Source organism: Carboxylicivirga marina (genome assembly GCF_016612505.1).
Lineage (GTDB): Bacteria > Bacteroidota > Bacteroidia > Bacteroidales > Marinilabiliaceae > Carboxylicivirga > Carboxylicivirga marina.
In genome coordinates this window covers 16,610-38,023 of sequence record NZ_JAENRR010000048.1, presented here as the reverse complement: position 1 = coordinate 38,023, position 21,414 = coordinate 16,610, and the positions used below count along the sequence as shown (strand labels likewise).

The window sequence follows — 21,414 nt, the reverse complement described above, 5'->3', positions numbered from 1 at the left end:
CGGCTGATTTTATCGCCTGAAAATACTAATACACATCTGTATGTCAAAGTTTTAATTTATAGAAGTCCCCTTAAGAAATTTGGTATTACTACTAGCCTTGTTAAGCGAATGCTTGTTAATTATAATATTGTAATGAGTGAACATTATATGGCTCGGGAAGAGTTTCAAAATAAAGACAGAGCATTAAGATATATCTACTCAAACTATAAGTATTTACCATTATCAACGGGTGATTATTTAAGCTTAGCACAGTATTTTTCATCGTATTCAAAATATGACTGGGCTAAGAAGCTACTTCATAAAAAAGTTAAGAGTATTGACGTTGATGAAGACTTATTATTTTATTATTTAAACCTGACTTTAAGCGACCCTAAAATGGTAAAGAAAGCAGATTATCGCACTATAATGCTCAACGCAATAAATTTAAATAGAGACAGGTTTTGTAAAGTTTTTGAGCCTTTTGGAGAAGGGGGAATATCATTTCAGTTATTGGAGAATAGTCATCTCAGGAAAACGCATTGCGAGAACTGTCTGAAGTAAGTTACAAACCTAGTATGTTTCTATAGTGTCAAATTGTTTAATTGACTTTGAAGCTGAATAGATTAACCCAATAAAAGATTCTGACTTATTGGAATACTGGACGATTTAGTTTCATATCAATAGCGTCCTAAACGTTTTTAGTTGTGCCACGAGATGTATTGTTACGAAAGGGCCTCAGCAGATGAGACAAAAAACAAGGTTGAAATGACGCTTAAGAATTGTTTTCTGCTTGAGGCTTTTGGAGGAACGTAAAAAGTCGAGTTTAAAACAATTTCAGTCATCAACTGTAGTTTTTTGATCGAAGCTGGTGCAGCCTTGATGCTTTTTCCTTAGTTTTTGACATCAAGATCAAAAAGTAAGTCGGGTTTGGGCGGATAGCCCAATTTCAAAAAATAATTAGGACAATATTGGTTTCATATATGTGTATATGTCTGATTAAGCAGTCGTTAGTGTAATAAGGCACAAAAAAAAACCGCTTTCGCGGTTTTTAATATCTTATGCAATTTGTTCTTCCGAATCAAAAATGTCAAAGACCATATCAAGCTTCATGAGTTTTAACAAGCTTAATACTTCGGCTTTTGGACAGCATAATTGAAAAGAACCTCCATTTTGTCTGGCTGTTTTCAAGGCGCTAATAAGTGTGCCAATACCTGTACTGTCTATAAAACTAATGTTAGATAAATTAAGTACCATTCGAACTCCTTTATTAGAAAGTGCAGATGTTAAATCGGCTTTTACATCGGGTGCAATGGTGGCATTTAATCTGTCAGTATCAGCTAATAAGCCGAACATTACTCCTTTATGTTCTTTAACTTGTAGCATAGTTCTTCTTTTATTTTAATTCTCCAATACTTCCTGTAACTCAATTAATGCTGAATCACAAGTTTGGTTAAAATGTTCAATTATATTTTTAACAGCAGTCTCATTCTTGTTGTCTATCAACCATTGCTGTCTTTCATCTTCGTAGTTGTTGATACTTTTTTTAATCTGGATAGCTTCGTCTGAATTACCATCGAGTTCATCAACCTTAAGTAATTTTGCTAATAATTCGAGATTCTTTAAGTCTTTGTTGCCCAACTCTTCCATCCCCATTGACATAACAGAAGATTTGGCCTTATGAGCTACCGCTGCAATTTTCCCCCAATCCTGAGAAGTCAACCCTTCTTCAAAATCTTCTTTAAACTCTGGAATTTGCTCAATGAAAATACTTATTAATTCTTTAATAAGGTCGTAGCTGCCATCGGTTATGCTTTCCAGATAACCTAGGTCAATGTGTGTATAAGGGTTTGGCATAGATTTCTATCGAATTTAATTCAAGGTTAAATTACAAATTATTTGGTAAAAGTAACTTTTTTAAATGAATTTATTTGCCCGGATAGGTGGTCTCATTGTTCAGAAGTGATATTAATTAGGTTTTAAAGCCGATAATTATCATTTTTTGACAGCTAATTATTTTTTTAAATTTGTTGACATTGCACAAAGCAATTATATCCGCCATTATTGAGCGGTTTTTTAAGATTATAAATAGGATTTAATAACGTTATACAAATGAAAAGAACAGCCTTTTTCGATTATCATGAGGCATTGGGAGCAAAAATTGTTTCTTTTGCTGGTTACGAAATGCCAATTGAGTATTCGGGTATTAATAATGAGCACATGACAGTACGTAATGGCGTAGGTGTTTTTGATGTGTCGCACATGGGTGAGTTTTGGGTTAAAGGGCCTAAAGCATTTGACCTTGTTCAGAAGGTTACTTCAAACGATGTTGCTGCTTTAACTGTTGGTCAGGCTCAATATTCTTGTTTCCCTAATGGAAAAGGTGGTATTGTAGATGATTTGTTAGTTTATAAATACGAAGAGGAAAAGTATCTATTGGTTGTAAATGCCTCAAATATTGATAAAGACTGGGCGTGGGTAAGCGAACAGAACACCATGGGTGCCGATATTGAGAATGCCAGTGATTCTATTTCGCAGTTGGCTATTCAAGGGCCTAAAGCAGAAGCTGTTCTTCAAAAACTAACTGAAGTCAATCTTTCAGAGGTACCTTACTATACCTTTACGGTAGGAGCCATAGCCGGTGCCGATAATGTGATAATCTCAAATACAGGTTACACTGGTTCTGGTGGTTTCGAATTATATATGTACAATGCAGATGCTGGTAAAGTATGGGAAGCTATTTTTGAAGCCGGTAAAGAAGAAGGAATTTTACCAATTGGTTTAGCTGCCCGTGATACATTGCGTTTAGAAAAAGGTTTCTGCCTTTACGGAAATGATATTGATGATACAACTTCATCAATTGAAGCTGGATTAGGTTGGATAACAAAGTTTAATGACGGCAATAAATTCATCGATTGCGAGTATTTATTGAAGCAAAAAGAAGAGGGTGTTACAAAACGTCTACGTGGCTTTGTATTAGAGGATAGAGGTATTCCGCGCAAAGATTATGAAGTTGTAACAGAAAATGACGAAGTAATTGGTCGCGTTACATCGGGTACGATGTCGCCTATGCTTCAAAAGGGTATAGGTATGGCCTATATCAATAAAGGTAACACCAAATTTGATACTGAAATATTTATCAAAGTGCGTAATCGAAAGTTAAAAGCAAAAGTGGTTAAAATACCATTTGTTTAAAAAGTAATATCGATTGTTGAAAAAATATCAAACAAAAACGTGATAATTATCATGTTTTTGTTTGTGCTTTGAGTGTTTATTGTACTTAATTGATAATTGGCTATTTAGCGATTGTCACTCAATGAATAAAATGCTTCATAGAACGAAAAATGTGGATTGTTAGCTTTTAATCTGTAAGCTATATTTTATCTGATTTTGTGTGCTTTGCGGTAGATATTTCATAATTTTATACACTCAAAACATTAATCACACAAACAAAAGTTAATTAGCAGTATTTAAAAATTTATAAAATGAAAATTCACAACTTTTCAGCAGGGCCTTCTATTTTGCCTGAGTCAACGATTAAGAATTCGGCAGAAGCCGTATTGAATTTTGCCGGAACAGGCTTATCATTGTTAGAGGTGTCGCACCGTAGCAAAGAGTTTGTGGCTGTAATGGATGAAGCGACAGCTTTGTTTAAAGAATTGTTGGATATCCCTGCCGGATACGAAGTGGTTTTCGTAGGTGGTGGTGCTAGTACACAGTTCTGTATGGTGCCTTATAACTTTATGAAATCGAAAGCTGCCTACCTAAATACAGGTACTTGGGCTAACAAAGCTCTAAAAGAAGCAAAAGGATTTGGTGAAGTTGTAGAAGTAGCATCTTCTAAAGATTCAATCTACAACCATATTCCAAAAGGATACGATATTCCTTCTGATGCCGATTATTTCCACATCACTACCAACAACACTATCTACGGTACTGAAATCAAAAAAGATTTAGATGTAAACGTACCTTTAATTGCAGATATGTCATCTGACATCTTCTCTCGTCCGGTCGACATTTCAAAATACACATTGATTTATGGTGGTGCTCAAAAGAACTTAGCGCCTGCAGGTGTTACCTTTGCCATCGTTAAAGAAGATGCTTTGGGTCAGGTTGATCGTCATATTCCAACCATGTTAAACTATAAAACACACATCGACGGTGGTTCAATGTTTAACACACCTCCAGTATTCCCGGTATACTCTGCTCTTCAAACATTAAAGTGGTTGAAAGATATGGGTGGTGTTGCTGCTATGGAGAAAATCAACATTGAAAAAGCTGCTGTGCTTTATGATGCAATTGACAGTAGTCGTCTATTCAAAGCGCCTGTTGCTGATTTGGAAGATCGTTCTTTAATGAATATTTGTTTCATCATGAATGATGAGTACAAAGAATTAGAAAAAGATTTCTTTGATTTTGCAACTGCTCGTGGAATGAGCGGAATTAAAGGTCACCGTTCAGTTGGTGGATTCCGTGCTTCTACTTATAACGCTATGCCTAAGTCAAGTATTCAGGCATTAGCTGATGCTATGAAAGAGTTCGAAGCTAAGCACTAAAAACAATTTCCATATTATAGAAGTAGCCCCTGTATGGGGCTTACTTTTTTATCACCACACTTAATTAATAAAACAATGAAAAAAATCTTAGTTGCTACCGAAAAGCCATTTGCTAAAGCGGCTATTGACCAAATTGCTCCTGTTGTAAAAGAAGCGGGTTACGAATTGGTTCTTCTTGAAAAATATACTGACAAAGCTGAATTGTTAGCTGCAGTAAAGGATGTTCATGCTATGATTGTACGTTCTGACAAAGTAACTCGTGAAGTTATTGAAGCAGCTCCTGAATTAAAGATTGTTGTTCGTGCAGGTGCAGGATATGACAATTTGGATTTAGAAGCATGTACTGAAAAAGGTATTGTAGCAATGAATACACCTGGTCAGAATTCAAATGCTGTGGGTGAGTTAGTGCTGGGTATGATGGTATTTATGGCTCGTAATGGCTATAACGGCACAGCAGGAACTGAGTTGCGTGGAAAGAAAATTGGTATCCATGCTTATGGTAATGTTGGTCATTATGTGGCTGAAATTGCTAAAGGTTTTGGTATGGAAATCTATGCTTTCGACCCATTTGTTGCTAAAGAAAAAATTGAAGCAGCAGGTATTAAGCCTCTTGATACAGTTGAAGAGTTATACTCAACTTGCGATTATATTTCTTTACATATTCCAGCAAACCAACATACGAAACAGTCGATCAATTACGATTTATTAAATAAAATGCCTAAAGGTGGTACTTTAGTTAATACAGCGCGTAAAGAAGTAATTCATGAAGAGGAGATTTTAAAGTTAATGGCTGATCGTCCTGACTTTACTTATATTTCAGATATTGCACCTGATAATAAAGCTGATTTTGAGGCTGGTTTTGAAGGTCGTTTCTTCTTTACACCTAAGAAAATGGGTGCTCAAACTGCCGAAGCTAATATCAATGCTGGTGTTGCAGGAGCGAAGCAAATCATTGGTTTCTTTGAAAATGGTGATGAGACTTTTAGAGTAAATAAGTAATTAGTGAATTTGCTAATTAGCGATATAGAAAATAGCAGGGCGCAACAGTGTTCTGCTATTTTTTTTGTTGAAAGAAGCCGTAACTAAATAGTTAAGTTGAAAAGTATATAATGTGATTATTGAACTTGATTTAGTGAATAGTAACTGATAATTTAACTTCGGTGAAATTCTTATCCGAACAAACCTCACTTTTCAATAAGTTGCTCCGCATTTCATGACTATGTGTTTTAAAACAGTAAAAAATCACATTTGATGTTGACGAAAGTCACCTAATTGACAATGTCACTTTACCTACATTTGTAATTAAGAAATTGGAGTTGTTTGAAATTGTTTTAGCAATATCTGATTACTGTGTGAAGTAAATAATTAAACTAACTAAATATAAAGAGATGGCAATTATTAAACCATTCAAAGGCCTGAGACCGCCACAAAACATTTCACAGGATTTAGCCTGTTTACCATATGATGTAATGAACAGTCAGGAAGCTGCTCAAATGGCAGAAGGTAAGGATTGTTCTTTGTTACACATCACGCGTGCAGAGATTGATTGCCCTGCCGGAACCGATATTCACTCTGATGAAGTGTATGAAAAATCTGTTTCAAACCTTAAAGCTTTCCAGGAAAAAGGTTGGTTAGTGCAAGATGAAGATGCAAAGTATTATATCTATGCACAAACAATGGATGGTCGTACTCAGTATGGTATTGTTGGTGCCGCAGCTTGCAAAGATTATGAAAATGGCATAATCAAAAAGCATGAGTTAACACGTCCGGATAAAGAGGAAGATCGCATGATATTGACGCGCTACCTGGATGCTAATATTGAGCCGGTATTCTTTTCATATAAGGCGGTACCTGAAATTGACGAAATTGTAGAAAATATCGTTAAAAATCAGACTGCAGATTACGATTTTACTGCTGAAGATGGTTTTGGTCACCACTTATGGGCCATCAATGATGCAGAGACAAACAAGCGTTTAGAGGAGTTATTCGAAACCAAAGTTCCGGCAACTTATGTAGCCGATGGTCACCACCGTACAGCTGCTGCTGCGCGCATTGGTGATGAAAAAAGAGGTCAGAATGCCAATCATACAGGCGAAGAGGAGTATAACTTCTTTATGGCTGTTCACTTCCCGGATAATCAATTAAAAATCATTGACTACAATCGTGCTGTTAAAGATTTAAATGGTTTATCTCCTGAAGAATTATTAACGAAACTTGAAGGTGTATTTGATGTTGAGTGCATGGGAGAGGATGAGTATCGTCCGGCTCAGTTGCATGAATTCAGCATGTACCTTGAAGGAAAGTGGTACAAACTTAATGCTAAAGAAGGAACATACAACGATAACGATCCAATTGGCGTGCTGGATGTAACCATTCTTTCTGACCATGTTTTAGATAAAATGTTAGGTATTGAAGATTTACGTCGTTCTACTCGCATTGATTTTATCGGTGGTATCCGTGGATTAGGAGAGTTGAAAAAGCGTGTTGACAATGGCGATATGAAAGTTGCATTTGCATTGTATCCTGTATCAATGCAGCAATTAATTGATATTGCAGACACTGGTAATATCATGCCTCCTAAAACAACATGGTTTGAACCGAAGTTGCGTTCAGGTTTGGTAATTCATAAATTAGAATCCAAATAGTCTTTACCAAAAATTCAGACTAACTAAATATCCGTTTTAAGCCTCCTTTCAGCAGGAGGCTTTTTTGTACAATTAAGTCTGTTGCGTAAATTTGTACTTTAAATTTAGAAAAATGTCAATACAAAATAACTTACGAACTGTTAAAGAGCAAATTAGCGAACGAGCCTTATTGGTGGCCGTTTCTAAAACAAAGCCTAATGAAGATTTGATGGAGGCTTACAATGCTGGTCAGCGTGTTTTTGGTGAAAATAAAGTACAGGAATTAACGGGTAAATACGAATCCTTACCTAAGGATATAGAGTGGCACATGATTGGTCACTTACAGTCGAATAAGGTAAAATATATTGCACCATTTGTAAGCCTTATTCATGGTGTTGATTCAGAGAAGCTTCTGAAAACAATTAATAAAGAAGGAATAAAGAATAACCGAAAAATACCAGTTCTATTGCAAATGCATATTGCTGAAGAAGACACTAAATTTGGTTTTTCGAAGAGTGAGATTCAAAGCTTATTGAATGCTGAACTATTGGAGTCATTGTCAAATGTAGAGATAAAAGGTGTGATGGGCATGGCAACATTTACCAGGGACGATCAACAGGTTCGACAGGAGTTTGCTAACCTCAAGAAAATTTTTGATGAGCTTCAGCAAACAGTATTCGCCAAAAGTAAAAGTTTTACAGAAATAAGCATGGGCATGTCAGGCGATTACCTTTTAGCCATTGAAGAAGGAAGCACAATGGTGCGCATAGGAAGCTCTATTTTTGGTGCCAGAAACTATCATTAAAACCATTCTATATAAGCATTAATTTATTGTGTTGGCTTTTGTGTGGATGAGTTTTGTTTATATTTGTTCAAATCAAGTCTTGTATAAAAAATAATTGACCCGATGGCAAATTTAGAAACTAAATACCTGGGATTAAACTTAAAAAATCCGATTATAGTAAGTAGTTCAGGCTTAACTAACAGTGCCGATAAGATTGGTAAATTGGTTGAGGCAGGAGCTGGTGCAGTAGTGTTAAAATCTCTTTTTGAAGAGCAAATTAATCATGAAATCAATAACATCATATATAAAGGTGAAGGTTTTGATTACCCCGAAGCTGCTGACTATGTAAAGGGTTATACACGCGATAACTCTGTTGGTGATTACCTTAATGTCATAAAAGAAACAAAGGCCAAATATGATATTCCCGTAATCGCAAGTATTAATTGCTATTCATCTGATGAATGGATTGATTTTGCCCAACAAATTCAGGAAGCCGGAGCTGATGCTCTTGAGTTGAATGTATTTGTTTTAAATACCGATAAAAACAGTAATTCTGAAGAATACGAGCAACTGTATGTTGATATCGTATCTAACGTAAGTAGGGTTGTTGATATGCCGGTATCAGTTAAGCTTGGTTTGTATTTTTCAAATTTGGTGAATGTGGTAAATCGTTTATCAGTTTCGGGAGCAAAAGGTGTTGTGCTTTTTAATCGTTTTTATGAGCCAGATATTGATATCGACAAAATGACCCTTACTTCAGCAGAAGTATTGAGTTCATCAGCCGATATGAGACGTACTTTACGTTGGGTAGCCATTACATCTGATAAAATACAGAATTTTGATATTTCGGCATCAACCGGTGTGCATGATGGAGAAGCAGTAGTTAAGCAGTTGTTAGCAGGAGCAGCAAGTGTTCAAACTTGTTCGGCAGTATATAAGCACGGTCCTAAAGTGATTACCGAGATGCTTGAACGCTTAACGCAATGGATGGATGAAAAAGGTTATAAGTCCATTGATGATTTTAGAGGTATGATGAGTTACAGTAAGATTGATAACCCTGTAATGTACGAAAGAGCTCAGTTTATGAAGTATTTCTCTTCATATGAGTAAGAAATATAACTGATTTTTAAAAAAGTCCTTTTTTCAATTGAAAGAAGGACTTTTTTATTATAAGTATCTGGTTTATAGTGAAAGATGTTGAAGTGCTTATTTGTTGGTCAAAAACGAAATCCTACTTAACACATATTAATTACGAGTAAAAACACAGCAATTTCGTATTATTTAATATTTTTATATTAATTTTCAAGTTCAAAACTATTAAGATAATAATTTAAAGAAGTTTTAATTTATATCATTATGAGAAGTGTAATGACCAAATCTACCGTCTATATTCTAACAGTAATGCTTGGAGCTGTTTTGTTAATTTCATGTAATTCAAATCAGAAGAAGCAAAATGCCGAAGAAAAAGATATTGTTGAGTCAGTAAGTGTTGATGGAAAATTGGTAGATGACTTTAAGAAGTCAAAGCTTATTTTTTATTCTTTGCCTTCACCTTTAGAAACGGCCATGTTGATAAAAAGAGCAGGGGCCACCTATAATGAAGATTTATTGAATCCACTTTCAAATATTGATAAGTATTCCACTAACCGTCAGATGGCGCTTAATCTTGGTATTTATTCAGCAGATTTAAGTTATACCAGCCTGTTTGATCAAACACAAAGTTCTATTAAGTACATGGGTAATGCTAAACGCTTAGCTGATGCACTTGGTATAATGGATGCTATTGATGAAAATACCTTACGTAAATTAGAAGAGAATATCGATAACCGCGATGTAATGCTTGATATCATCTCTGAAACATTTATGTCGTCAAATGCTTATTTAACAGAAAATGACCGACCTGCAATTGCAGTAATGGTATTAGTAGGTGGATGGGTTGAAGGTTTGTATTTAGCGACCCGATTAACCAATGGTTCAGTTGATAATAATAAGCGTTTAATTGACCGAATTGTTTATCAGAAACTTAGCTTATATACGGTTATTAACCTACTTGAAGAATACAAGAACAATGATGATATCAGCTATTTGTTAAGTCGTATTACCGAGCTTAATGAAATATTTGAGCAGGTGGAGATTAATAATACCTCAAAGATCGAAGCAGAAACAGATGCTGAAACTAAGGTGACGACCATAAAAGCTGAGTCGGAGGCTGTAATTTCGCCTATTGTATTTGAGCAGTTGATGAAGAAAGTAAAAGAGATTAGAACTGAATTTGTTTCATAATTGTGAATATTGGTTACATGCGCATCCTATCTCTATTTTGTTTTTTTCTGTTGTGTATATCAACCACATTTGGGCAATGTATTAACTTTGCTAAAAAGGTTGGCAAGCAACAATTGGGAGATTATATCCACGATGGTAATTACAATGCCACTATTCTTGAAGAAGGGGAAAGTGCAGAACTCTTTAAAACCTTTTTTAGTGAGCAAAAATATCGAGTAGCTATATCAAAGGTTGAAGCACTGCCTGATATTCACATGCGCTTATTAGATAAAGAAGGCAATGTTTTGTTTGATAATGTTGAGCATGATTACCAGTTAACATGGGATTTTAAGGTAGAATCAACTCAAATGTTAATTGTTGAATTAAATGTGTTAGAGCGGGAAGGCGATTCGTTAGAGTTAATCAACGGCTGTGTATCAGTCATGTTTGGATTAGAGCCAACAAAGGAAAAGAAGCGATAAACGAACGAAAAATATAAAGTAAAAAGAGCTCTATTTTTTAGAGCTCTTTTTTGTTATGTATGGTAACAGATACTTACCTGTGTGTGACTCTTTACAGTGAATTAAATCATCAGGAGTTCCTTCAAAAACTAAATGTCCACCTTCGTTACCACCTTCCGGTCCGAGGTCAATCACCCAATCGGCCGATTTGATCACATCCATGTTGTGTTCTACAATAATTAATGTGTGCCCATTTTTTATAAGTGCCGAAAAGGCATCTAAAAGTTTTTTAATATCATGAAAGTGAAGGCCGGTTGTTGGCTCATCAAAAATGAACATGGTTGGTTGACTTCTTTCATTAGCAAGGAAAAATGCTAATTTAACCCGCTGACTTTCACCACCACTTAAGGTACTTGATGATTGCCCAAGTTTGATATAGCCAAGTCCAACATCTTGTAATGGTTTCAGGCGTTTGATAATTCGTTTTTCAGTTGACTTAGTGCTTTCGCCGAAAAAATTGATCGCTTCATTAATGGTCATTTCAAGTATGTCATGAACATTTTTTCCATTGTATTTCACTTCTAGCACATCATCTTTAAAGCGTTTACCTTTGCAGTTTTCGCATTCAAGAACAATGTCAGCCATAAACTGCATTTCAACTTTTATGGTTCCTTCACCTTGGCATTCCTCACATCGACCACCATCTATGTTAAAGGAAAAATGAGAAGGTTTGAAGCCATTGTTTTTCGCGGCTTGCTGGTCGGCCATTAACTTTCGTATTTCATCGTAAGCCTTTAAGTAGGTAGCTGGGTTTGATCGTGAGCTTTTACCAATTGGATTTTGGTCAACAAACTCCACTTCGGTTAATTTGTTGATGGAGCCTTGAATTAAGTCAAAAGAGCCAGTTTTATCTGCATATCCTCCCAGATGTTTTTTTATTGCCGGGTATAAAATTTTCTTTACCAATGACGATTTACCACTTCCGGAAACACCTGTAATTGCAGTAATCACATTTAATGGGAATTTGGTGGTGAGATTTTTAAGGTTGTTTTCACAGGCTCCGGTTATTTCAATAAAATCATTAAAAGGTCGTCGGGAATCTGGTACTTCTATACTTTCCGTGCCATTAAGGTATTTGGTTGTCAGGCTACTTTCAGAAGTTTCGAGTTGTTTGATATCGCCTTGGAAGACCAGTTCACCCCCCAATCGTCCGGCCAACGGGCCTATGTCAATTATGGTATCAGCTGAGCGTATGATGTCTTCATCATGCTCTACCACAATTACAGTGTTACCTACTTTTTGAAGGTTTTTAAGCACGTTTACTAAAAGCTCTGTATCGCGTGAGTGAAGCCCAATACTGGGTTCATCGAGTATATAAAGTGAACCAACAAGGCTGCTTCCTAGGCTGGTTGCTAAATTAATTCGTTGACTTTCGCCACCCGAAAGTGTTGATGAAAGCCTGTTGAGAGTTAAGTAACCTAAGCCTACATTATTAAGGAACAATAAACGAGTCTTTATTTCGTGAAGTATTCGTTTTGATACATCTGCTTCATGAGGCTTAAGTGATAATTGGTCGAAGAATGCGAGTAGCTTGTCCACCGGCGTAACCACAAGTTCGTGTATGCTCTTATTATCAACTTTAACCCAGGATGCTTCTTTTTTAAGTCGTGTGCCATTGCATGACGGACAAATAGTTTTGCCCCGATAACGTGACAACATCACACGAAATTGAATTTTGTATTGCTTCTCTTCAACGTGCTTAAAAAATGCATTGAGACCTTTAAAGTGTCGATTACCGGTCCATAATATATCCCTCTGTTCCTGTTCTAATTCAAAGTAGGGGCTATGTACCGGAAAATCAAAGTGGTGAGCACTTCTGATTAATTGTTCTTTCCACGCTTTCATTTTATCACCTTTCCAACAGGCGATTGCATCTTCAAAAACAGATAAACTTTTATTGGGAATCACTAGGTCTTCATCAATACCAATGACATTTCCAAAGCCTTCGCACTCGGGACAGGCTCCAACCGGATTGTTGAAGGTGAACATATGTTCTGTTGGTAACTCAAATTCAATGCCGTCTAGTTCAAATTTGTTAGAGAATGTATGGCTGCTGGTTGATTTAGAGTCATATACCTTTATAAGGCATTCACCCTTTCCTTCGTAGAATGCTGTTTGAACAGAATCAGCAAGTCTGCTTAGCGTATCATTATCGGTGGATGCAGCCAGCCTATCAATCACTAAGTTGAGTTCACCACAGGCATTATTCAAAATAGAATTATCAGCAAGTATATCTTCAATTCGTTGGAAACTGTTCTTGATTTCAACTCGGCTAAACCCCTGCTTTAGAAGTATCTCTAATTGCTGTTGGCAACCTCTGGTATCACCTGAGATAATCGGAGATAAAACAGCTAATTTTGTTCCTTCATCTAGTTCACTAACAAAATCAACTACATCGCTGGTATGATGTCTTTTTACTTCATTACCACTTACAGGTGATATCGTTGTGCCAATTCGAGCAAACAATAGTTTTAGGTAATCATAAACCTCGGTGCTAGTTCCTACTGTTGAACGTGGGTTTCGTGTATTTACCTTTTGTTCAATCGCAATGGCAGGAGGAATACCTTTTATGAAATCAACATCTGGTTTATCCAATCTACCCAAAAACTGACGTGCATATGAACTCAGACTTTCAACATACCTTCGCTGGCCTTCGGCATACAGAGTATCAAAGGCTAATGATGATTTACCACTACCTGAAACGCCCGTAATAACAACAAATTGGTTACGAGGAATTTTTACATCAATATTCTTAAGGTTATGAACTCTTGCGCCTTTAACTGTTATCGCTTTCTCCTGCATTATTTGGTATTGAAATTAAGTGCAAACAAAGATAGGCATCCGCCATTTAGTATAGAAACAAAAAACAGATCACTTAGTTGAAATTTACATGGATTTGGTTTTTAAACAATTTTTTACTTTTTTTACATGCGAAAACAATCAAATATTCATTCCTATTAAAATCATGTGCCTATAGAAGCAACTTTACGAGATGTTTAAAATGAAATAGTATGGAAAAGCAATTAGTGCTTTCTGATGAGAAACTCGTGAAGGATTTTGTTGCAGGTGATCGTGGTTCAATTGATGTACTGATTGAACGTCACAAGGCAAAGATTTTCTCTTACATTGTAATGTGTGTTAAGCAACAAGAGTTAGCTGAAGATATTTTTCAGGAGGCTTTTATACGTGTAATCAGGACTTTAAAGAATGGTCGTTACTCTGATAATGGAAAGTTTTCTTCGTGGGTAATGCGTATCGCACACAATCTGATTATCGATTATTATCGAAAGCAAAAAAACCAGTCGGTTATCTCAAACGATAACTACGAATATGATTTGTTTAATTCTACGAAGTTTTCTGACAAGTCTATTGAAGAGCAAATGGTTGCCGAGCAGGTTTTAAATGAAGTAGGTCAATTGGTGAAGTTATTGCCTGATAACCAGCGAGAGGTTGTGGTTATGCGTCATTATCGTGATTTAAGCTTTAAAGAAATCGCAGAAGAAACAAATGTAAGTATCAATACAGCTCTGGGGCGCATGCGTTATGCATTGATGAATTTACGTCGATTGGCTGAAGAGCGGAATATTTCGTTGACATTGTCGTAAAGGATATAATAATTGCTCAAGCACTGCGTTAGTTATTTTATATAACTTGAAACAAGTGCCTATGAGCAATACATCTACTCACGATTATTTAGCAGAGGAAGAGGACGCAAATTATTGGTTATCAGTCTTTGAAAAGATGCCAGATGCATTGTTTGCCGATAGCAAAGTAATGCCGCGTGCCTTTATACTTACCAAAATTAAAGCATTTGCCCGTGCTTATGAACCGGTTGTTGTTTTAGGAAAAGAAAGCGAAGTAATAATGAACTAGTCGTAAAATGACTTAGCGAAGTTATGAAACGCGCCTTTCTTTTTGACAATGCGCACCCAAAATGCTTTAAGGAAACCTGTGCCATATCCAGTTAATTGAGTTAATGAGGCCCAGGTGCTTAAAAGCGCGACGTAGAAACTTTTTGTTCTTACGAATGCATCGGTGAAAATAATGGCTGGAAATAGCAAGAATGGTATTAAAAACCATGACGAAAGCCATATAGTCATTATCAACAATAACGGGTAACCAATTGTAAAGGCAGAAGGTAAAAGGTGGACAGGCTTTAATGTGCCGGGATGCAACAATGACAGATCAATACGTGCTATACCTGAATTGAAGACCTGTTTAAAGAACGCTTTAAAATGAGTACGTCGTTTGTGGTACACATAGGCTTCCTTAATAAGGCCTACTGAGTACCCCTTATCCATGGTGCGCATACTTAAATCTAAGTCCTCACCAAAGCGCATATCGGCAAATCCACTAATGGATTCAAATATTTCCTTTTTAATGCCGAGATTAAAGCTTCTCGGGTAGAATTTATCCATTTTTCGGCTGCCACCACGAATACCTCCGGTTGTTACTGGCGATGTCATCGAGTAACTTATAGCTTTTTGAATAGGCGTAAAAAAAGGATGTGACTCATCTGGTCCTCCAAAACATTCTAGTGGTTGAATATCTAAATGCTCAATTATGTGGTTGAAGTAGTTAGACGGAATGATGCAGTCGCTATCGAAAAATATAAGGTATTCACCTATGGCTTTGCTTGCCCCGTGATTACGCGCAGGGCCAGGTCCTTTGTTTTCTTGTGTATAATAATGCAGATTCAATTGATTGAAATATGGCTCAATAACCTCTTTGCAAGGAAATGCTGAACCATCTTCAATAATAATTACTTCAAATGCAGATTTAGCAGATTGCAGAGTTAAGGACTCTAATAACTCAACGATTTCATCTGGTCTGTTATAAATAGGGATTATTACTGAAAATTGCATGTGCGCGTTTTATGCCACCAAATATAGTAATTATTGCCATCCGAAAAGGTTATTGAACGTTAAAGGGTATCAATTTCTATTACTAAATAGATGTTTTATTCACGAGTTAATATTAACATAGGGTCACCAATGATATTTGAATAAATAGGCCGATACCTGTTGGTGTCATAAAACTTACTAATATTTACCTTTTTAGTACTTTCTCCTTTATCGTCTTTTTTGACGGTTTCAATGGAAATGTGATTGTATTTTCCATCATTAATACACACCATTTGGCCTGAATTTCCTTGTGTGATTAAGTCCATTGCCAAATTTGCATAAGCTGTAGGTACTATTGAATCGAGTGCATCTGGCTCACCTGAACGAACGAGATATCCCAGCTTTTGATTAATCACATTTATGGTTTTTCCATCATTAAATTTCGAAGAAATACGTTTGAGTTGTTGGCCAATGTCTTCACCAATTCCTCCGAGTTTTTTGTGCCCAAATGCATCTGTTTCATGACTTGTATACGAGATGTTACCGCCCTCGTAACTAGCTCCTTCGGACACTAATACAACGGAATACTTACTTGGATTGTTATTCCTATCTTCAACCATTAAAGCAGTTAGTTGCTCAATATTAATCTCATGCTCAGGTATAACACAACGATCAGCAGCACCGCCTACCGTTGGTAAAAGGGCCGAAAAACCTGCGTTACGTCCAAATACCTCTAGTACAAGAAAGCGCTCGTGCGAACCTGCACATGTTCGTAAAGCATGCGTTAACTCAATTGTACGTGTTACACAGGTGCTAAAACCAATGCAATATTCTGTTCCAGGTACATCGCCATCCATCGTCTTGGGTATGCCTATTGTTTTTACTCCCTCGTGGTGGAGGCGAACAGCATAACTAAGTGTATCGTCACCGCCTATTGGAATGAGGTAATCAATACCTATGTGCTTAAGGTTAGTAACTGCTTCTTGTGTTAAATCATTAAATTCATCTTTGTATGTGGCTTTTAAATGGTCAGGCACTTCGCTAAGATGTACTTTATCTGCTTTGGTTCTGCTCGAATGTAGGAAGGTACCGCCGGTACGCCCCAGGCGATTAACAATATGGTCATCCAGAAGCATGCAGTATGGTTGTTCTTCCAAGGGGTATAGTGGGTTAATGGAAATCACTCCTTTCCAGCCATTTTTAATACCAATTACTTTATAGCCTTCTCGTGTGGCTCGTATGGTTATAGCTCTTATGGCAGGATTTAATCCTGGTACATCTCCACCTCCGGTTAGAATGGCAATTGTTTTTGATGTGTGACTCTTAAGTATCATATCGAAAAATGATTTTGGTTTTTAATATAGATACTACAAGTTATTGCCTAAAAAATTGCAAATCAATATTAAAGCCTTAAAAACTGATAAAAGACAGAAATAATAAGAAAGTAACATATTCGCTGATGAAATGTAAATAAAAGTTGTTTTTATAGTGCTACTTTAATCAAATTCACTCTAAATAAGTTAAAGATTGTAAATTGTTAATATTGAGACTTCCTGAATTGAAAAAATATGAGCAAATTTGCATGAAATTAAGAAAAACGTGTTGTAAAACACATTTGAATAGATTCCAAATAAAAAAAACAATACAAAACAGTATGATGATTAAAAGTCCACTTCAGATTGCACGCGAAAGCTATGTGCCTAAAGTACCATCATCTTTACAAGGTGGTGTTAAAATAGTAGAAGGAAAAGCAACTGAGTCTGTAGCTGATCAGGCTGATATTAATAAGATATTCCCGAATACCTATGGAATGCCTGTTTTATCATTTGAACCGGGTGAGGCGAAAGCAAATGAGGCTAAGAATGTTGGCGTTATTCTTTCAGGTGGTCAGGCACCAGGAGGACATAATGTGATTTCTGGAATCTATGATGGATTAAAGAAATTAAACAAAGACAGCAAATTATATGGTTTTTTAGGTGGTCCTGGTGGATTGGTTGATAACCAATATATTGAGTTGACTGCTGACATTGTTGATCACTACCGAAATACAGGTGGTTTCGATATTATCGGTTCAGGTCGTACCAAATTAGAAGAAGAAGAACAGTTTGAGCAGGCACTTGTGAACTGTAAAGAACTAAATATTTCAGCGATTGTAATTATTGGTGGTGATGATTCAAATACCAATGCTTGTGTATTGGCTGAGTATTATAAAGCTAAAGATGCTGGTGTACAGGTTATTGGTGTTCCAAAAACCATTGATGGCGACCTTAAGAACGAAATGATTGAAACATCATTTGGTTTTGACACAGCTTGTAAAGTATACAGTGAGTTAATTGGTAACATTCAACGCGATGCTAATTCAGCTAAAAAATACTGGCACTTCATTAAATTAATGGGGCGTTCGGCTTCTCATATTGGATTAGAGTGTGCATTGCAAACTCAACCAAATATTACAATTGTATCAGAAGAAGTTGAAGCTAAACAGCAAACATTAGATGATGTTGTAAGCTACATTGCTAATATTGTTGCTAAGCGAGCTGAAAATGGCGATAATTTTGGTACTGTTCTTATTCCGGAAGGCTTAGTGGAATTTATTCCTGCAATGAAGAAGTTAATTGCTGAATTGAATGATTTCTTAGCGCATAACGAAGCTGAAGTGAACGCTTTAGAAGGAAATAAAGAAAAACGTGAATTTGTAGCTGAGCGCATTTCAGACGAATCACGTTCTGTATTCACATCTTTACCAAATTCAATTGCCAACCAGTTAATGCTTGACCGTGATCCGCATGGTAACGTGCAGGTTTCGTTAATTGAAACGGAAAAGATGTTAATTGATATGGTGAAAGCCAAGTTGAAGAAGATGAAGAAAGCAGGTGAGTTTAAAGGTAAATTCAAAGGCCAGCCACACTTCTTTGGTTATGAAGGACGTTGTGCTGCTCCATCTAATTTCGATGCTGATTACTGTTACTCGTTAGGTAACACAGCTTCAATGTTAATTGGAGAAGGCAAAACTGGTTACATGGCTTCTGTGCGTAACTTAACTGCTCCATCTACTGAGTGGATTGCTGGTGGTGTACCTGTTACCATGATGATGAATATGGAAAAGCGTCATGGTGAGATGAAGCCTGTAATTCAGAAAGCATTGGTTCAGTTAAATGGCGCGCCATTTAAAAAGTTAGTAGAAAGCCGTGAAGAGTGGGCTATCAATACAAACTATGTTTACCCAGGTCCTATTCAGTACTTTGGACCATCAGAAGTTTGTGATATCACCACTAAAACATTGAAATACGAGCAAGAATAAGTAACTTTTCAGATAATAACCCGTAACGCGATTAGTTACGGGTTTTTTATATATTTTTGCACAAAGAGATATTTGAGTATTTAATTTCCTTTTTAGTTCAATCATGTCGAAAATTGTTACACTTTCAGAAGCAGCATCAATAGCTTTACATTCAATGGTTCTTATTGCTCGCAGTGAGACAAAACTCAATGTTAATCAAATTTCAGAAGCTATTGATAGTTCTAAACATCATGTTGCTAAAGTGATGCAGCGATTAGCAAAAGAGGATTTTGTGGCTTCTAACCGTGGGCCAAGCGGAGGTTTTATACTAAAGCAAGAGCCAACAGAAATATCATTATTAATGATATATGAAGCAATTGAAGGTAAGGTAGCCATCCAGTCATGTCCGGGTGATAAGCGTTCGTGTATTATCGGAGCATGTATGTTAGGCGACTTATCTCGTAATATGACCAAAGAGTTTAAGGAATATATGGAGAGTCATTATTTAAATGAGTATTTGTAGTCATTTAAAAATCCTCTCGTTTAAGCCATCTGTTATTGTGCTTAATTTTAATGCTTTGCTGGAGTAATAATCGCTCCAGCTTTTTTATGCTTGCCGGTGAAAAGTATAATGACAGTGCTTTCGTTTTTATTTCTTCACCTTCAAAATACGATATTTCTGTCTTGTAGTACGTTAGCATGTACACGAAATTGATATCTACAACATTTTTTAGATGCACAGAGCAGAAGTCATTCTTCGAAATTATGGAATGACTTATCAGGTATGTTTCCAATAGAATGAGTTGATTTCCTTTTTTACTTAAAAGCCATAACAAACCCAATAAGTAGGAGGAAGCAGTAATCAATTTGCTTAAATTCGACCAATGCCCGATGAAGGAATTAACAATAGGAATTACTAAAAATAAGAGGAAACTAAAAGTTGCAACCGGAATAAGAATATTGGCATTGGGTTTTAAGGCTAATTTAGGTTTGTATAAACGCAGGTCGCTGGTTTTAAATGTATTTTTAAAGAGTTTGGCATGTGTTGATTTAAAACCTCTAAAAATATTATTCGATGGATCCTGATTTAGCAGCTGACAAAGTTCATAATATAAATCGGGCATGGTAGATTTAAAATCATCGGCAGCCTCAAAAAAATGCTCCACAGCAACAGAAAAGAATTCACGCGGATTAGTTCCTCCATATGCTCTTAGGAAAGCATCAGGTTTTCTGCGTAATGCAATAATTTCTTCAAATGCAGATTGTCTGAATTTTTCCATCAACCTGTGAACATTGTAACGTCGTCCTTCTGATAAATGAAGTGCTAAATCGAGTGCATGTGCCATCTCATGCAAGCCGAGGTTTATTTTGTCTTTATCATCAGCATAGCCTTGTTTAAAATGTTTCCACGATAAAACAATTAACCCCGCTTGGTTAACTTCTCCTCTGTGGTATTGCTTTGTTAGGCGGTTGTAATAGGCATCTTCGTGAACCAATATGGTTTTAAACCGTCCAAAACTGACATGCTTAAGTCCAAATGTCAGTTGTGTTGCTGATGCCGATATCAAGGTTTTTTGCAATAAACTTACTCGTGGCTGACTAGATGAAACCCATTCGCGTTGTTGCATAAAATGATAGGTGCGACCTATAAAATCTGTTTTAAGATTATTGGGTAGATGATTGTAGTAAGCAAATTGTTCATCAAGTATATCTTTGATTTTCTTCCATTTGGCCGATTGTCTGGCCACTTTTGTATTGATAGTGTTTGAACGCTTAAACTTAAAATAAGCATCAACAATAAAGGCCATGGCTATGAGCATGCCAAACCCAAATATCAGCGTAACGTAAATGTGTTCCTTATTCATTTAGAAGATGGATGGTATGACAAGCAATAAGGCCTGCAGTTTCAGTACGTAAACGACTTTGACCCAGTGAAACAGCTTCGTAATTGGCCGCAGTCGCTTTATTAACTTCCTCCAACGAAAAGTCGCCTTCAGGCCCAATGCATAGGGTGCAATCTGATTTTGTCTGATAAGCGTTCTTCAAGGGAGTTTTGACAGAATCATAGCAATGTGCAATATAGCCTTTAGGGTTTTCTTGCTTAATGAAAGAATCAAAAGGCGTTAGCTCATTAATTATGGGCATGTGAGCTTTTAACGATTGTTTCATGGCAGCAACCACAATACGTTCAAGTCTATCTGTTCTTACTTTTTTGCGTTCCGAATGATTACATAATAAAGGAGTGATTTCGCTAACGCCTAACTCCATGGCTTTTTCGATTAGCCATTCAAAGCGATCAATATTTTTAGTAGGAGCAACTGCCAGATGAATCTTAACATCAGGTTCCGCAAATTTTTGTGTTTCTACTAACTCTAAATCGCATTTCTTAGGATGAGCAGTTACTATTGTGCATCTGAAATAGTGTCCCTTGCCGTCAGCAACAGTTATAATGTCTCCAATTTTATGTCTTAATACGTTAATGCAATGCTTGCTTTCGCTTTCATTTAAAACACCTTGACCCTTGAAGTCAGGATCGTAAAATAACTCCATATATTTTTTATTTACCG

At 36.4% G+C, this 21,414-nt stretch carries 20 protein-coding genes; 13 read left to right on the top strand and 7 right to left on the bottom strand.

The window, feature by feature from the left end; all coding sequences use genetic code 11:
* Positions 1-540 (top strand): hypothetical protein (locus tag JIV24_RS16780; RefSeq protein WP_234445861.1); only part of this gene is annotated, 540 nt, incomplete at its 5' end.
* Between the two features lie 495 nt (positions 541-1,035).
* On the opposite strand, the gene JIV24_RS16775 is transcribed toward JIV24_RS16780, so the two are convergent.
* Both JIV24_RS16775 and JIV24_RS16770 read right to left on the bottom strand, forming a co-directional pair.
* The gene (locus JIV24_RS16775; RefSeq protein WP_200466224.1) at positions 1,036-1,362 is read right to left on the bottom strand and encodes an STAS domain-containing protein; all 327 of its coding nucleotides are present in this window, start codon (positions 1,360-1,362) and stop codon (positions 1,036-1,038) included.
* Positions 1,363-1,377: 15 nt separating this feature from the next.
* A complete protein-coding gene (locus JIV24_RS16770) occupies positions 1,378-1,833 on the bottom strand; it encodes an Hpt domain-containing protein (protein ID WP_200466223.1) in 456 nt (151 codons plus the stop codon).
* A 255-nt stretch (positions 1,834-2,088) separates the two neighbouring features.
* Here JIV24_RS16770 and gcvT point away from each other — a divergent pair, with 255 nt between their 5' ends.
* From gcvT to JIV24_RS16730, 8 genes are all read left to right on the top strand, one after another.
* Positions 2,089-3,171, top strand: coding sequence for a glycine cleavage system aminomethyltransferase GcvT (gcvT, locus tag JIV24_RS16765; protein ID WP_200466222.1), 1,083 nt, complete (start codon positions 2,089-2,091; stop codon positions 3,169-3,171).
* A gap of 290 nt (positions 3,172-3,461) precedes the next feature.
* On the top strand, positions 3,462-4,532 hold the full coding sequence (serC, locus tag JIV24_RS16760; protein ID WP_200466221.1) for a 3-phosphoserine/phosphohydroxythreonine transaminase: 1,071 nt from the start codon (positions 3,462-3,464) through the stop codon (positions 4,530-4,532).
* Positions 4,533-4,607: 75 nt separating this feature from the next.
* The gene (locus tag JIV24_RS16755; RefSeq protein WP_200466220.1) at positions 4,608-5,531 is read left to right on the top strand and encodes a 3-phosphoglycerate dehydrogenase; all 924 of its coding nucleotides are present in this window, start codon (positions 4,608-4,610) and stop codon (positions 5,529-5,531) included.
* Between the two features lie 389 nt (positions 5,532-5,920).
* On the top strand, positions 5,921-7,177 hold the full coding sequence (locus JIV24_RS16750; RefSeq protein WP_200466219.1) for a DUF1015 domain-containing protein: 1,257 nt from the start codon (positions 5,921-5,923) through the stop codon (positions 7,175-7,177).
* Positions 7,178-7,289: 112 nt separating this feature from the next.
* On the top strand, positions 7,290-7,961 hold the full coding sequence (locus JIV24_RS16745) for a YggS family pyridoxal phosphate-dependent enzyme (RefSeq protein ID WP_200466218.1): 672 nt from the start codon (positions 7,290-7,292) through the stop codon (positions 7,959-7,961).
* A 102-nt stretch (positions 7,962-8,063) separates the two neighbouring features.
* The gene (locus tag JIV24_RS16740; RefSeq protein WP_200466217.1) at positions 8,064-9,050 is read left to right on the top strand and encodes a dihydroorotate dehydrogenase-like protein; all 987 of its coding nucleotides are present in this window, start codon (positions 8,064-8,066) and stop codon (positions 9,048-9,050) included.
* Positions 9,051-9,296: 246 nt separating this feature from the next.
* Positions 9,297-10,223, top strand: coding sequence for a hypothetical protein (locus JIV24_RS16735; protein ID WP_200466216.1), 927 nt, complete (start codon positions 9,297-9,299; stop codon positions 10,221-10,223).
* 17 nt (positions 10,224-10,240) lie between these two features.
* A complete protein-coding gene (locus JIV24_RS16730) occupies positions 10,241-10,684 on the top strand; it encodes a hypothetical protein (RefSeq protein ID WP_200466215.1) in 444 nt (147 codons plus the stop codon).
* A gap of 30 nt (positions 10,685-10,714) precedes the next feature.
* Here JIV24_RS16730 and uvrA read toward each other — a convergent pair whose 3' ends face one another.
* Complete coding sequence (uvrA, locus tag JIV24_RS16725) at positions 10,715-13,525, bottom strand: excinuclease ABC subunit UvrA (protein ID WP_200466214.1); 2,811 nt, start codon at positions 13,523-13,525, stop codon at positions 10,715-10,717.
* 209 nt (positions 13,526-13,734) lie between these two features.
* Here uvrA and JIV24_RS16720 point away from each other — a divergent pair, with 209 nt between their 5' ends.
* Together JIV24_RS16720 and JIV24_RS16715 are read left to right on the top strand one after the other, a co-directional pair.
* Positions 13,735-14,328 (top strand): RNA polymerase sigma factor, encoded by a 594-nt coding sequence (locus JIV24_RS16720; RefSeq protein ID WP_200466213.1) that lies wholly within the window; start codon positions 13,735-13,737, stop codon positions 14,326-14,328.
* Positions 14,329-14,389: 61 nt separating this feature from the next.
* A complete protein-coding gene (locus JIV24_RS16715; protein ID WP_200466212.1) occupies positions 14,390-14,596 on the top strand; it encodes a hypothetical protein in 207 nt (68 codons plus the stop codon).
* On the opposite strand, the gene JIV24_RS16710 is transcribed toward JIV24_RS16715, so the two are convergent.
* Together JIV24_RS16710 and JIV24_RS16705 are read right to left on the bottom strand one after the other, a co-directional pair.
* Entirely contained in the window at positions 14,593-15,588 is a 996-nt protein-coding gene (locus JIV24_RS16710; protein ID WP_200466211.1) for a glycosyltransferase, read from the bottom strand. The two genes, JIV24_RS16715 and JIV24_RS16710, sit on opposite strands and share 4 nt — an antisense overlap.
* Positions 15,589-15,683: 95 nt before the next feature.
* On the bottom strand, positions 15,684-16,901 hold the full coding sequence (locus JIV24_RS16705) for a 6-phosphofructokinase (protein WP_200466210.1): 1,218 nt from the start codon (positions 16,899-16,901) through the stop codon (positions 15,684-15,686).
* 320 nt (positions 16,902-17,221) lie between these two features.
* Here JIV24_RS16705 and JIV24_RS16700 point away from each other — a divergent pair, with 320 nt between their 5' ends.
* Both JIV24_RS16700 and JIV24_RS16695 read left to right on the top strand, forming a co-directional pair.
* Positions 17,222-18,868, top strand: coding sequence for a diphosphate--fructose-6-phosphate 1-phosphotransferase (locus tag JIV24_RS16700; RefSeq protein WP_234445860.1), 1,647 nt, complete (start codon positions 17,222-17,224; stop codon positions 18,866-18,868).
* Positions 18,869-18,971: 103 nt separating this feature from the next.
* Positions 18,972-19,370: an RrF2 family transcriptional regulator gene (locus JIV24_RS16695; protein WP_200466209.1), complete on the top strand. Its 399-nt coding sequence runs from the start codon at positions 18,972-18,974 to the stop codon at positions 19,368-19,370.
* A 4-nt stretch (positions 19,371-19,374) separates the two neighbouring features.
* Here the strand turns inward: JIV24_RS16695 and JIV24_RS16690 are convergent, their stop codons facing one another.
* Together JIV24_RS16690 and JIV24_RS16685 are read right to left on the bottom strand one after the other, a co-directional pair.
* On the bottom strand, positions 19,375-20,712 hold the full coding sequence (locus JIV24_RS16690; protein ID WP_200466208.1) for a zinc-dependent peptidase: 1,338 nt from the start codon (positions 20,710-20,712) through the stop codon (positions 19,375-19,377).
* Positions 20,705-21,397, bottom strand: a complete 693-nt coding sequence (locus JIV24_RS16685) for a 16S rRNA (uracil(1498)-N(3))-methyltransferase (protein WP_200466207.1) — start codon at positions 21,395-21,397, stop codon at positions 20,705-20,707. The genes JIV24_RS16690 and JIV24_RS16685 overlap by 8 nt, the downstream gene beginning before the upstream one ends.
* Positions 21,398-21,414: the final 17 nt, after the last annotated feature.